Source organism: Polaribacter sp. Hel_I_88, from assembly GCF_000687935.1.
Classification (GTDB): domain Bacteria; phylum Bacteroidota; class Bacteroidia; order Flavobacteriales; family Flavobacteriaceae; genus Polaribacter.
Genome location: NZ_JHZZ01000001.1, coordinates 2012505 through 2024578, shown reverse-complemented (window position 1 = coordinate 2024578; position 12074 = coordinate 2012505). Strand labels below are relative to the sequence as shown.

Here is a 12074-nt window from a genome sequence, read left to right as displayed (position 1 = left end):
CTAAAAAGTAAAAAATGAATATTCCAGCTGAATTAAAATACACTAAAGATCACGAGTGGATTAAAATTGAAAACAATATTGCAACTGTAGGAATTACAGATTTTGCACAAGGAGAATTAGGAGACATTGTTTATGTTGATGTTGATACCTTGGATGATACTGTAGAAGAAGGAGACGTTTTTGGTTCTGTAGAAGCTGTAAAAACAGTTTCAGATTTATTTATGCCATTAACTGGAGAAGTAATTGAATTTAATGATGAGTTAGAAAACGATCCTGAATTAGTAAACACAGACCCTTACAACAAAGGATGGATGATCAAAATCGAAATTTCTGATGCATCTCAAATAGACAACTTATTAGATGCTGAAGCGTATAAAGACCTTATTTCTGGATAATTTATTTGTTATTGCAGTTGCAATAACCATAGCTATTATCTTTTTAAGTTTATTAAAATTACCAAGTACAGGTGTTGATGTAAAAAATATAGATAAAGCATATCACAGTATTGCCTATTTTGTTTTGGCTTTAACATGGTTATTCTCTTTTTACAAAAAACCAAATAAAAAATATATCATTGTAATTTGTTGTATATTATTTGGCATAATTATTGAGGTATTACAGAGTACTTTAACGATTTACAGAACAGGAGATTATAAAGATGTTTTAGCAAATTCGTTAGGTGTTTTATTAGCATTATTCATTTTTAATTTTTTTTTTAAAAAAAAATACATTAATTAATGCTAAGACTTGTATTTAACACAATAATTTATTTAAATTAGCAATCTATAAAATGTTTAATAATGGAAATTAAAAAAAATCCTAAATCGAATTTAGAAAATTTCAGCAAAATATTTATGCAGATTGGGCTTGTATTGGCTTTATTTGTAACCTATGCTGTAATAGAACAAAAAACATACGACAAAACCTATGGTGAGTTGGCTGTTGCTGATATGAGATCAGAAATGGAAGAAGATATTCCAATTGTAATGCAACAACCTGAACCTCCAAAACAAAAACCACCACCACCACCACCAACTCCAGAAAAAATTGAGATTGTTGAAGATGATAAAGAAATCGAAGAAACAGTGATGGAAACTACAGAAACAGATGAAACAGAAGCTGTAATTGTAGATGAAATTGTTGAGATTTCTGAAGCAGAAGAAGTAATCGAAGACGTAAGTTTTATGATTATTGAAGATGTACCTGTTTTTCCTGGTTGTGAAGGAAACAAAGAAGAATTAAAAGCTTGTTTTAGTGAAAAAGTACAAAGACATTTCTCTAGAAAGTTTGATGCACAACTACCAAATGAACTTGGTTTAGCTCCTGGTAAGAAAAGAGTTTTTATCAGTTTTAAAATTGATAAAACTGGTAAAATTGTGGATGTTCAAACTAGAGCTCCACACCCAAAGATTAAAAGTGAGGTAATAAGTGTAATGCAACAATTACCAACTATGAAACCTGGTAAACAAAGAGGAAAACCAGTTGGAGTAAAGTATAGTATTCCTTTTACATTAATTGTGGAATAACAACTATAATACATTTTAAAAAAGTCGTTTAGAGTTTCTCTAAACGACTTTTTTTATTCCTAAAAATTTATCTTTTTTATAGTTGATACATTATTAATTAAGTTAACTATTATCTTATAAATACTTTAAATTATAATGAGTAAAAAATATTTAATTATAATCTAGTTCCTACTTTTTTATCTTTTTAAATCTATTAAAGCATAATGAATTCCTTCAAAGTCGCATTTAATCTTCTTTTAAAATGACTGTAAAATGATTATAGGTTTATAAATAAAGAATGTTAGCTTCTAATATATAATCTGGCAATTTGTAAATTATAGCTAGTATAGAAAATAGAATAGAAAAATATAAACAAAAAAAGATCCATTAGAAATTTTCTAATGGATCTTAAATATTTTTTAATGAGAAAAATTAATCTTCGTTAAGCGCAATTTTAGATTCTGGTTTCCAAATATTAACAGAAGCTATTGAATTATTTTCATAATTAATTTCTTTTAAAGCCTCATCAGTCCATATAAACCATTTGCCTACTTTTTTACCAGACTCATAATATGCTAATTGTGTTTTATTACCAGCTTTATCAAAACGAACCCACTCTCCTGTAAGTTTTTTATCTTTAAAAAAACCTTCAGTTTTTATTGATCCATCTTCATAATAGTACGTAGCTTTTACTAGATCTCCCTCAGCCTTAAATGATGGTTTATTATCTTGTGAAAAACCTATAGTTGCTATGCTTAACATACATATTGATAAAAATTTTTTCATTGTGACTTTGGTTTTAAGGTTAACATTATAATTACAAATATACAAATAAACTAACTATAAAGCAACAATTTGGTAACATTAAATTAACATTGGAATTTTCTATTAAATATTATTGTAAAAATAATCTATATTTACATTAAATCATTTTAAAACAAAAAGTTATGGCTGTTATGAAAGTTATAGAAGTATTAGCAAATTCAAACAAAAGCTGGGAAGAAGCAACCAGAAAAGCTGTAAAAAATGCAGCAAAATCAATACAAAATATAAAATCTGTTTTTGTGCAATCGCAAAGTGCTGTAGTAAACGACAATATAATTACTGAGTTTAGGGTTAATGTAAAAATTACTTTCGAAGTAAATTAAATACGTATTTTAATTATGAATACTCTACAAATTATTTTGATAGGATTAGTTTCTTTAATTCACATTTATATTCTCTATTTAGAAATGGTCCTTTGGACATCGAAAAAAGGAATAAAAGCTTTTAATCTTAAAAATGAAAAATTTGCTGAAGAAACTAAAATTATGGCTGCCAATCAAGGTTTGTATAATGGTTTTTTAGCAGCTGGCCTAATTTGGTCTATAGTTAGCAGTAAATTAGACGTTGCTTTATTCTTTTTAATATGTATTTGTATAGCTGGTATTTATGGTGCATATTCTACTAATTCTATTAAAATTTTATACATCCAAACCATACCAGCCTTTTTAAGTATTTTATCTGTTTTATTACTTTAATATTTTCTTCTTTTTAAATGTAAACTGTTATTTTTGTTTCAAATTAAAATATAATATAAACAATGGAAGAATTTATTAAAACAGCTCAAGATCTATTATTTTTATATGCACCTAAAGTAATAACTGCATTATTAATACTACTTATTGGCTTATATGTAATTAAAATAGTTATAAAATCTTCAAGAAAGTTAATGCAAAAAAGAGGTGTTGACTTAACACTTCAAAAATTTTTAGGAAATCTTTTAGGTTGGATTTTAAAAATACTTTTATTTATTACTGTAATCTCTCAATTGGGCGTTGCAACAACATCTTTTGCAGCAATTATTGCAGCTGCTGGTTTAGCTATAGGATTAGCCTTACAAGGTTCTTTAGGTAATTTTGCTGGTGGTATATTAATCATGATTTTTAAACCGATAAAAATTGGTGATTTTATAGAAGCTCAAGGAGAAAGTGGAACTGTAAAAGAAATCGAAATATTTACAACCAAGTTAAATACTACAGATAATAAAGAAGTAATTATTCCAAATGGAGCACTTTCTAACGGAAATATTGTAAATTACAGTACAGAAGCTACACGTAGAGTAGATTTTACTTTTGGTGTTGGTTATGATTCTGATATTAAAAAAACAAAAGATATTATTTTCGGTATCTTAAACAAACATCCATTAATTTTAAAAGAACCTGCAACTGCTGTAAATTTATCTGAATTGGGTGATAGTTCTATTAACTTTTTTACACGAGCTTGGGTTAAAAAGGAAGATTATTGGGCAGTAAAATTTGATGTTATGGAACAAACTAAAGAAGCTTTTGATGCAGCTGGTATTGAAATACCTTATCCTCATAACGTAAATATTGTAAAAAAGGCATAGTTATTGATATTAATTAAACAAATAAAAACTAAATATATTATGAAAAAAATTTTTATAGCAATTTTAATGTTACCTGCACTAGCTTTCTCTCAAGTTGGGGGAATTACTACTGGTAGTGGAACTTCATATAACACAATTTTTAATCCAAATACAGAAATTGATAAATCCGAAGAATTTAAGGAATTAGCACCTAAAATGTATATCACTACAAGCTATTTGGCAGCCAATGTAGATGATATTGTTGAAACATTTTTTCTAAGGTATAATATGTACAGAGATGAAATGGAATTTTCTAAGAATGATCAATTATTATATTTGAAGAAGATAAATGACAGAACAATTGTATTCCAAAATTTGAATACTAAATACAAGCTTTTTGAGCTTAATAATGATTTAAAATACTTTATAGTTCATAATGAAGGAAAAAATCAGTTATTATCAAGACAAACTGTAACGTACCAAGAAGAAAAACCTCCTGTAAACAGCTATGTAGCTGGTAAAAAAGCAGATTTTATTAGAAATGATGATATATTTTATATAAAATTTGATAATAATAGTATTATAGAAGTCCCAAGTAATAAGAGAAAATTCTATGCTATTTTCGACGGAAAAGAATCAGAAATTAAAAATTATATGAAAAGTAATAGGCTAAATAATAAAGATTTAGAAGATTTAAAAAAGATTGTAACCTATTTCAACTCACTTTAAAAAGTAGGCTTCTTTTTCTTTTCAGGAATTACAATAAAATCTTTTAAATAAAAAGGTTCAAAATAAGCGACATTTTCTATGTCGCTTTTTTGGTATTTAACAAAAGATAATTGTGCCATTTCTTTTGCTGATGGATATGTATCATCCACAAAAACAGCATTTTTATGTGTAATTATTGATTTGCACTTCTGAGAACCATCACCTAAAAAATAAACTTTATCAAGATCTAAATATTTAGCATAAGAATTTTTATCAATAATCTCTGCCTTTATATCTCTAACCTGTTGATTATGGTTATTGTAAACAGCTCCATAAACCTCCATTCTTCTTGCATCAATCATGGGTATTATAAAACCAGAATCGATAGAAACTGCATGCGATAAGGATGTTAAAGTATCAATAGAAATTAAAGGTTTATCAAAAGCAAAACATAAACCTTTTGCAGCAGAAACTCCTATTCTTAAACCTGTATAGGAACCTGGCCCTTTACTTACTGCAACAGCATCTATTTCTTTTGAAGTTAAACTAGCCTCCTTTAAAACATCAACAATAAATGGATGTAATACTTCTGCATGAGAATAATTGCCATTATTTAATTCTTTAATAGCAATTATGTTTCCATTTTCTGCAATACTAACAGAACAGTTTTTTGTGGCAGTTTCTATATTTAAAATGATGCTCAAAATCTTATTGTTTTTGCAAATATAAATCAAAAGAAAACCTCACTAAAATTAGTGAGGTTTTGAATCGTTATTTTTTTTTAATTATTCTAAAACTAAATCTCCAGCATAAAATTGCAATACTTTCGTTTTAAAAACATAATCATACTTAGAACGTATTAAAGCAGCTTCTGCATTTACCAATCGTGCTCTTATTTGATCGAAATCAAATTGTGTCATTGCTCCAAAATTATAGCTTTCTTGAGCATTTTTAAATGCTTCTTGTTGCGCTTCTAAAGATATTTTTGAAGCTTCGAAAGTTTTTAATGCTGTTTTAACATCTAAAAAAGATTGTTCTATAGTTTGTTTTAAATTCAATTTTTCGCTTTCTAACCTAGTTTCAGAAATATCTTTATTGATGATTGATTGTGAAACTCTATTTTTTGTCTGAAAACGATTAAAAATTGGAATACTTATATTAAAACCAAGTCCATAACCTAAGTTATCACTTAATTGATCAAAAAATGCATTATTAGAAAAACCAGGAGGTAAATTTAAATTGTAACCATAATTAGTAGACAAGCCTGCAGATGCAGTAATTGAAGGTAAAAAAGATGCCTTTGCAATTTCAATATTAAAATCAGCATTTTCAATAGCTAATTTTGCTCTAGCAATTTCTGGCAATCTATCTAAAGATTTGTCATATACTGATGATGAATTTTTATAAAATAAATTAGCAGATGGTGTACCAACATCTACTGGAGCTACATCAAAATTATCTGCAGAAACTTGTAATAGCTGTGCTAAATTTAACAACGCCAAATCTAAAGCATTTTCTTGAGTAACAACCGTTTGTAAATTAGTAGCTGCTGTAGATTGTGTATTTAATAAGTCTCCTTTTGGTATAACACCTGCTTTAAATCTACTTTCTGCAGCTTCAATTTGAGTTCTACTTATTTCATATTGAACTTTAGCCGCGCTTAAATTTTCTTTAGCAAATAATACGTTTAAGTACCCGTTTACAACAAATAAAGAAATATCATTTTCAATCTTTTTTAAATCTAATAAGCTAGATTCTACGCCTAATTGAGCCTGTTTAAAAATGTTTGTATTTCTAAAACCGTTAAAAACAGTAATACCAGAGCTTGCTCCTATAGAACCTCCAAAAAAACTTGTATTAACCCTATCTTGAGATACAGGGTCAAAACCAGTTCCGAAGTTTAAATTTCCACCAGTATTAGCATTTAAATTTGGTAAAAAATTTCCTTTGGCAATTTCAACATCTTTTTTGGCTAATTCAAGACTTAGTTTGTTTTGTTGAATAGAAATGTTTTTTCTTAAAGCTTCGTCTACACACTCTTTAAGTGTCCATTTTTTTTGAGAAAAAGTAGCTATAGAAGTCATTAACGCTACTAATACTATAAGTTTAATTTTCAAAACGTAATTATTTTTGGTTGATTATTTATTAAAAACTAAAAAAAACAAAGATATTTTATTTAAATAGTTACTTATAAGACGACCAAAAGTAAAATATGTTACAGCATTTTACTATTATTAAAATGTTAATTTTCAGCTTTCTTTTTATATCTATATAAAGTGTAACCTAAAACCCCAACCAACAAATAAGGAAAAACCATTAAATAAGAAATGCCGTTATTAACTCCTTCAGCCATTTCTGTATCTCCTGTTTCTACAACTGCCTTACACATAGCACATTGAGCATATGATGATTGTACAGTTAACAACAATAATAAAATTAAGAATACGGTTTTTTTAAACATAATAAGGAGATATCATTAAATATACAATTACACCAGTAATAGCAACATATAACCAAATAGGAAAAGTAATTCTAGCGATCTTTTTATGTTGAGCGAAATTACCCAATTTTGCTCTCATATAGGTTAAAAGCACAAATGGAATTACTATTACAGATAAAATAATATGTGTAATTAAAATAAAATAGTAGATGTATTTTATAGCTCCTTCTCCACCAAATGTGGTAGAGTTAGAAGTCATGTGATATGCAATATACATCAACAAAAAAGCTAAGGAACAAGCAATTGCAACTGTATTTAACTGCTCATGTAATTTCTTATTACCATTTTTTATGGCGATAACTGCTGCTACTAATAAAACTGCTGTTAGCGCGTTTGTAGTAGCATAAATTGGTGGTAAAAAACTTAAAGGCTCTACATTAAAACCTAAATCCTTTAAATTAACACCAAACAAAGCTGCAACTGCTAAAGGAATTATAATTGATAAGGCAGTTATAATTTTTTTATACTTTTTTTCTTGGGCTAGACTACTCATTTAATAATAATTTTATATCCTCTTTTAGTTCTTTCATTTGATCTTCCATTTCATATTCGTCAAGAGCTCTGTATACAAACATTGGGTTACCAAACTCATCTTTTCTAGATCTCATATATCCATTTTTATCTATCAAGGCAAAGTTTCCTGAATGATACAAACCATTATGCTCATCTTGTGAGACTCCTTTTCCTGTTGGCAATTTAAAACCATTGTTTGCAAGTGCATACACAACATCATCTGATTTACCAGTTAATAAATGCCAGTTTTTATGAGTAATACCATTTTCTTTTGCATATTCTTTTAAAACAGCTGGAGTATCAATATCTGGTGTTATAGAAATTGATGCGATTCCAAATTCTGGATTTCCAAAAAATTCGTCTTGTAGTGTTAACATTTTCTGATTCATTAACGGACAAATGGTTGGACAAGTTGTAAAGAAAAACTCAACAACATACACTTTGTCTTTATAAGTTTCGTTGGTAATTGTTTGCCCTTCTTGATTTGTAAATTCAAATTCTGGAATTTTACCAAATTTTAAAAGTTCGTTACTTTCAAAACGACTAACTACTTTCGGTACAGTATAAATGCCAAATAATAATATAATAAAAGCAACACCTATATAAGAATACTTCTTTTTCATAATCCTACTTCTTTTCTATCTGCTTTATTTTGGTTTTTCTCTTTAAAAGCAGCATAATATTCGTAATATAAAACCTTTATGTCATCTATAAGTTTTCCGTTTAAAACTGCAACAGAATTCATATTATAGCCATAAAGTTTACCATCTTTACTGTCTTTATCCGTTAACCTACCTCTTAAATTAACATCTTTATCAATTAAAAATACATTTGGAGTGTATAGGTTAACCAAAGATTCATTTAAACCAAAAGTTTGATAAAAACCTTCTATTTCTTGTTTTGAACTAGGTATAAAATTCCATTTTTGCATATCTGTAAAAACACCTATTTCTTCCTGTAAATTTTGCACTTCTTGTTCTTGGTCTGCAGGGTAAATAGCGATAATTTGAAATTTTTTATAATCGATAAATTTTTTATAAATTTTTTCATTTAAATTTAAGACACCCGATTTGATTTTATTGATATCATTCCCTAAAAAACAAAGAACAGTAACATTTTCTTTAAGCTTTGCTGAATTAGTTGCATCAATTTCAGAAACATCAATAAGGTTTTCTTTAACTACAGGTAATTTTGTGAAATTATTTTCACCTAAAGAAAGCAGCAAAAAACATAGTAAAGGAAAAATAAAAAGTAAAAATAATACAACCCTTTTTTTTGTGAAAAATTTCATCTGTTAGAAATTAATTTTGAGAATCTTACTTTGTTATACAAACAATCAAAGGCTTGCATAAAATATTTATTCTATAAAAAAAGGTGGTTAAAACCACCTTTTATATTTGTTTATTACCATTTTACAAGTGGTGCTAGAGTGCTATGCAAGTAACCTCCTTCTATAAGAAATAAGGTTACAAAGTAACAGACTAAAAATACAGTTGTCCAAACGACTGCTCTTCTAAACCATTTCTTTTCGCTATCCATGTGCATAAAAGCCCAAGTAATTCCATAAGCTTTTGCTAACGTTAAAATAATAAATATCCAGTTTAAAGGACTTGTTCCTAAAATACTAGTTAAATGTAAAACATCTGGCTTTATAATACCTAAAGCTACTTCTACAATAGTTATTGCAGATAAAATCCAAAATACATTCCAGATTTTTTTAGTATGTGATTCGTGTGCGTGTGCCATTTTTTTAATGCTATTTTTAAATTCCAGCTTTTCCTGGAAAGACAATTTAAATGAAATCAAAAGGCTTTGCCTTTATATGAACTTATTTTTTTAAACTAAGTAGAAGAATGTAAATACAAATACCCAAACTAAATCTACAAAGTGCCAATATAAACCAACTTTTTCTACCATTTCATAGTGTCCTCTTTTTTCATAAGTACCAAGAAGCACATTAAAGAAAATAATTATGTTGATCATAATACCAGAGAATACGTGAAAACCGTGAAAACCTGTGATAAAGAAAAAGAAATTTGCAAAAATTGTGTTTCCATATTCGTTTGCAGTTAAATTTGCTCCTTCTACAACAGCACCACCTTTTAATAATTCTTCTAACCCTTTTTCTCTAGAAAAAACTATTTTTTTCTTTTCATCCATATTAATTTGCTCGCTCCTAATTTGAATATTAGGGTTTGCTTTATACGAAGCTGTAATTTGAGCAATTGAATATTCAGGGACTGTTTCTCCACTTTCAAACCATAATCCGTTTTTCTTTGTGTGTGTAACTCTTTCATCCATTCTATCTCCTACTACAAAATCTGATAGCGCTATTTGATGACCGTCTTTTACAAATTGTAAAACTTTACCTTGAGGCGTTTTAACAGCTCCATAAGAACCATTTATAAACGTATTCCATTCCCAGGCTTGAGAGCCTACGAATATTAAACCTCCAATAATGGTAGCAAACATATACCAAGCTACTTTGTTTTTTTTCATTTGATGACCAGCATCAACAGCTAACACCATTGTTACTGAAGAAAAAATAAGTACAAACGTCATAAATGCAACATAATACATTGGATATATTCCATGTATAAAAGGGACGTGTGTAAAAACCTCATCTGCAATTGGCCAAGAATCGATAAATTTAAAACGAGTTAAACCGTACGCTGCCAAAAATCCTGAAAAGGTTAGTGCATCAGAAACGATAAAAAACCACATCATCATTTTACCATAGCTAGCGCCAAATGGTTTTACTCCACTACCACCATTCCAAGTGTTTTTCTCGTCTGAAGGTATAGCAATATTTGCTTCCATAAATAATATTTAATTTAAATCTTAAACGTTCGTCAAAAATAACTATTTTTAATCACTTTATAAAAGAGAAAAACAAAAATAGATAAATCCATAATAAATCTACAAAATGCCAGAAGATTGCACCTAGTTCAAAACCAAGCATATCGTCTGATTTGTATTTGTATTTAAAATGATTATAAATTACAACAAAAAGAACAACTAAACCTGCAATAATGTGCAGAACGTGCATAAAAGAAATACCAATTATAAACGATGTTGAAACTGTGCTTTCTGGTCCTGTAAAAAATAATCCAATACTTTTTAGTTGATTAAAACCAACATATTGTTGCCAAACAAAACCAATTCCTAAAAGTAAAGTAACTACTACCATTATAAGTGATAATTGTCTTTTATCTTGTTTTAAAAATCTTTGCGATAGCATAAGTGTAATACTACTTGCAATAATTAAAATTGTGCTTATATAAAATGCTTCAGGCAAATCAAAAGCAACCCAATCTTCACGTTTCATACTTATAACGTAGGCGCTTGTTAAGCCCGCAAAAAACATAACCATACTAATCATAGAAACCCATAACATAGGTTTTGCAGATTTTTTTTTGGCTACAATATATTCTTGATTTAATGTTTGTTCGTTTGTCATTTTTTAATGTAAAAATTTATCAACTACATATATAATTGGCACTAGTGTAATATACAAAATGCTAGATAACATCAACTTTCTTGCATCTATATTTGTTTCAGATTTGTGTAATTTAAAACCAAAATATAACATGTACATTCCTAATAAAGCAACAAGTACAGCAGATATTGGATGTATATAAAAATCACCAGACACTTTTAAAACAGGTGCTACAGAAACAAAAATCATAATAACAGTGTAAAATATAATTTGTTTTACTGCATTTTTGTCCTTTTTATTCATTGGCAACATATTAAACCCTGCCTTTTTATATTCTTCATCTTGCAACCAACCAATGGCCCAAAAGTGTGGGAATTGCCAAAAAAACTGAATCATAAATAAAAAACCTGCTTCTATACCAAATTGATTAGTAGCTGCAACCCAACCTAACATAAAAGGAATTGCACCTGGAATTGCACCTACAAAAACAGTTAGTGGTGTTACCGATTTTAAAGGTGTGTAGGCACAAGTATATAAAAATATAGAAACTGCTCCAAACAATGCTGTTTTTGGATTGATGCTGTACAGTATAGATAAACCTAAAACTGTAAATAAAACAGCCACAAACATGGCAAAATTTACAGACATTCTTCCAGTTGGTAAAGGTCTGTTTTTTGTTCTTTGCATAATAGCATCTGTGTCTTTTTCTATAATTTGATTAAATGCATTTGATGCACCCACCATAAAAAAACCTCCTAAAGCTAATAAGAAAAGTATTTTGTAATCTACAACTTCAACCCCTAATAAATACCCAGCAATAGAAGAGAACACCACACTTAAAGACAACCCAACTTTTGTAAGCTGTTTCAAATCTGATAAAAGTGTGTTCATTGATGTTTTTGTCTCTGAAATTACTGTTGCATTCATATTGCCACTAATGAACTGCAAAGATATTTGATAATTATCAATTTACCATATATTTAAAGTGTTTTATTAGTTAAAAAACACAAAAAAACCCACTCATAAAATGAGTGGGAAAAT

The 12074-nt window shown here is 28.2% G+C and carries 18 protein-coding genes; 7 read left to right on the top strand and 11 right to left on the bottom strand.

Features of this window, described 5'->3' with window-relative positions; genetic code table 11:
- The first annotated feature begins 14 nt into the window (after window positions 1-14).
- The 3 genes from gcvH to P161_RS0109105 all read left to right on the top strand — a co-directional run bounded on the left by gcvH (window position 15) and on the right by P161_RS0109105 (window position 1526).
- Window positions 15-395 (top strand): glycine cleavage system protein GcvH, encoded by a 381-nt coding sequence (gene gcvH / locus P161_RS0109115; RefSeq protein ID WP_026776703.1) that lies wholly within the window; start codon window positions 15-17, stop codon window positions 393-395.
- Window positions 361-738 (top strand): VanZ family protein, encoded by a 378-nt coding sequence (locus P161_RS0109110; RefSeq protein ID WP_051605708.1) that lies wholly within the window; start codon window positions 361-363, stop codon window positions 736-738. Before gcvH ends, P161_RS0109110 begins: the two co-directional genes overlap by 35 nt.
- A 62-nt stretch (window positions 739-800) precedes the next feature.
- Entirely contained in the window at window positions 801-1526 is a 726-nt protein-coding gene (locus P161_RS0109105) for an energy transducer TonB (RefSeq protein WP_026776701.1), read from the top strand.
- A 411-nt stretch (window positions 1527-1937) separates the two neighbouring features.
- Here the strand turns inward: P161_RS0109105 and P161_RS0109100 are convergent, their stop codons facing one another.
- A complete protein-coding gene (locus tag P161_RS0109100) occupies window positions 1938-2291 on the bottom strand; it encodes a toxin-antitoxin system YwqK family antitoxin (protein ID WP_026776700.1) in 354 nt (117 codons plus the stop codon).
- A gap of 161 nt (window positions 2292-2452) precedes the next feature.
- Here P161_RS0109100 and P161_RS0109095 point away from each other — a divergent pair, with 161 nt between their 5' ends.
- The 4 genes from P161_RS0109095 to P161_RS0109080 all read left to right on the top strand — a co-directional run bounded on the left by P161_RS0109095 (window position 2453) and on the right by P161_RS0109080 (window position 4602).
- Complete coding sequence (locus tag P161_RS0109095; RefSeq protein ID WP_026776699.1) at window positions 2453-2653, top strand: dodecin family protein; 201 nt, start codon at window positions 2453-2455, stop codon at window positions 2651-2653.
- Between the two features lie 15 nt (window positions 2654-2668).
- The gene (locus tag P161_RS0109090) at window positions 2669-3025 is read left to right on the top strand and encodes a DUF1304 domain-containing protein (RefSeq protein ID WP_026776698.1); all 357 of its coding nucleotides are present in this window, start codon (window positions 2669-2671) and stop codon (window positions 3023-3025) included.
- A gap of 62 nt (window positions 3026-3087) precedes the next feature.
- On the top strand, window positions 3088-3894 hold the full coding sequence (locus P161_RS0109085; protein WP_026776697.1) for a mechanosensitive ion channel family protein: 807 nt from the start codon (window positions 3088-3090) through the stop codon (window positions 3892-3894).
- Window positions 3895-3933: 39 nt separating this feature from the next.
- On the top strand, window positions 3934-4602 hold the full coding sequence (locus P161_RS0109080) for a hypothetical protein (protein WP_026776696.1): 669 nt from the start codon (window positions 3934-3936) through the stop codon (window positions 4600-4602).
- Here P161_RS0109080 and tsaB read toward each other — a convergent pair.
- The 10 genes from tsaB to cyoE all read right to left on the bottom strand — a co-directional run bounded on the left by tsaB (window position 4599) and on the right by cyoE (window position 11960).
- Complete coding sequence (tsaB, locus tag P161_RS0109075) at window positions 4599-5285, bottom strand: tRNA (adenosine(37)-N6)-threonylcarbamoyltransferase complex dimerization subunit type 1 TsaB (RefSeq protein WP_026776695.1); 687 nt, start codon at window positions 5283-5285, stop codon at window positions 4599-4601. The genes P161_RS0109080 and tsaB overlap by 4 nt on opposite strands.
- Before the next feature lie 81 nt (window positions 5286-5366).
- Window positions 5367-6698, bottom strand: a complete 1332-nt coding sequence (locus tag P161_RS0109070; RefSeq protein ID WP_026776694.1) for a TolC family protein — start codon at window positions 6696-6698, stop codon at window positions 5367-5369.
- 125 nt (window positions 6699-6823) lie between these two features.
- Window positions 6824-7042 (bottom strand): hypothetical protein, encoded by a 219-nt coding sequence (locus P161_RS0109065; RefSeq protein WP_026776693.1) that lies wholly within the window; start codon window positions 7040-7042, stop codon window positions 6824-6826.
- Window positions 7035-7574, bottom strand: coding sequence for a DUF420 domain-containing protein (locus tag P161_RS0109060; protein WP_026776692.1), 540 nt, complete (start codon window positions 7572-7574; stop codon window positions 7035-7037). The genes P161_RS0109065 and P161_RS0109060 overlap by 8 nt, the downstream gene beginning before the upstream one ends.
- Window positions 7567-8217, bottom strand: coding sequence for an SCO family protein (locus tag P161_RS0109055; protein WP_026776691.1), 651 nt, complete (start codon window positions 8215-8217; stop codon window positions 7567-7569). The genes P161_RS0109060 and P161_RS0109055 overlap by 8 nt, the downstream gene beginning before the upstream one ends.
- The gene (locus P161_RS0109050) at window positions 8214-8885 is read right to left on the bottom strand and encodes a hypothetical protein (RefSeq protein WP_026776690.1); all 672 of its coding nucleotides are present in this window, start codon (window positions 8883-8885) and stop codon (window positions 8214-8216) included. The genes P161_RS0109055 and P161_RS0109050 overlap by 4 nt, the downstream gene beginning before the upstream one ends.
- Before the next feature lie 113 nt (window positions 8886-8998).
- Window positions 8999-9340, bottom strand: coding sequence for a cytochrome C oxidase subunit IV family protein (locus tag P161_RS0109045; RefSeq protein ID WP_026776689.1), 342 nt, complete (start codon window positions 9338-9340; stop codon window positions 8999-9001).
- Window positions 9341-9430: 90 nt separating this feature from the next.
- Window positions 9431-10414, bottom strand: a complete 984-nt coding sequence (locus P161_RS0109040; protein ID WP_026776688.1) for a cytochrome c oxidase subunit 3 — start codon at window positions 10412-10414, stop codon at window positions 9431-9433.
- A gap of 52 nt (window positions 10415-10466) precedes the next feature.
- Window positions 10467-11054 carry a cytochrome c oxidase subunit 3 gene (locus tag P161_RS0109035; protein WP_026776687.1) on the bottom strand — a complete coding sequence of 196 codons (588 nt, stop codon included), beginning with the start codon at window positions 11052-11054 and terminating at the stop codon, window positions 10467-10469.
- A gap of 3 nt (window positions 11055-11057) precedes the next feature.
- Window positions 11058-11960, bottom strand: coding sequence for a heme o synthase (gene cyoE, locus P161_RS0109030; protein WP_026776686.1), 903 nt, complete (start codon window positions 11958-11960; stop codon window positions 11058-11060).
- Between the last annotated feature and the right edge of the window lie 114 nt (window positions 11961-12074).

Bases quoted from the DNA above. Each gene is read 5' to 3' on its own strand.
- gcvH (WP_026776703.1), top strand. From the start codon at position 15: ATGAATATTCCAGCTGAATTAAAATACACTAAAGATCACGAGTGGATT.
- P161_RS0109110 (WP_051605708.1), top strand. From the start codon at position 361: ATGCTGAAGCGTATAAAGACCTTATTTCTGGATAATTTATTTGTTATT.
- P161_RS0109105 (WP_026776701.1), top strand. From the start codon at position 801: ATGGAAATTAAAAAAAATCCTAAATCGAATTTAGAAAATTTCAGCAAA.
- P161_RS0109100 (WP_026776700.1), bottom strand. From the start codon at position 2,291: ATGAAAAAATTTTTATCAATATGTATGTTAAGCATAGCAACTATAGGT.
- P161_RS0109095 (WP_026776699.1), top strand. From the start codon at position 2,453: ATGGCTGTTATGAAAGTTATAGAAGTATTAGCAAATTCAAACAAAAGC.
- P161_RS0109090 (WP_026776698.1), top strand. From the start codon at position 2,669: ATGAATACTCTACAAATTATTTTGATAGGATTAGTTTCTTTAATTCAC.
- P161_RS0109085 (WP_026776697.1), top strand. From the start codon at position 3,088: ATGGAAGAATTTATTAAAACAGCTCAAGATCTATTATTTTTATATGCA.
- P161_RS0109080 (WP_026776696.1), top strand. From the start codon at position 3,934: ATGAAAAAAATTTTTATAGCAATTTTAATGTTACCTGCACTAGCTTTC.
- P161_RS0109065 (WP_026776693.1), bottom strand. From the start codon at position 7,042: ATGTTTAAAAAAACCGTATTCTTAATTTTATTATTGTTGTTAACTGTA.
- P161_RS0109060 (WP_026776692.1), bottom strand. From the start codon at position 7,574: ATGAGTAGTCTAGCCCAAGAAAAAAAGTATAAAAAAATTATAACTGCC.
- P161_RS0109055 (WP_026776691.1), bottom strand. From the start codon at position 8,217: ATGAAAAAGAAGTATTCTTATATAGGTGTTGCTTTTATTATATTATTA.
- P161_RS0109050 (WP_026776690.1), bottom strand. From the start codon at position 8,885: ATGAAATTTTTCACAAAAAAAAGGGTTGTATTATTTTTACTTTTTATT.
- P161_RS0109045 (WP_026776689.1), bottom strand. From the start codon at position 9,340: ATGGCACACGCACACGAATCACATACTAAAAAAATCTGGAATGTATTT.
- P161_RS0109040 (WP_026776688.1), bottom strand. From the start codon at position 10,414: ATGGAAGCAAATATTGCTATACCTTCAGACGAGAAAAACACTTGGAAT.
- P161_RS0109035 (WP_026776687.1), bottom strand. From the start codon at position 11,054: ATGACAAACGAACAAACATTAAATCAAGAATATATTGTAGCCAAAAAA.
- cyoE (WP_026776686.1), bottom strand. From the start codon at position 11,960: ATGAATGCAACAGTAATTTCAGAGACAAAAACATCAATGAACACACTT.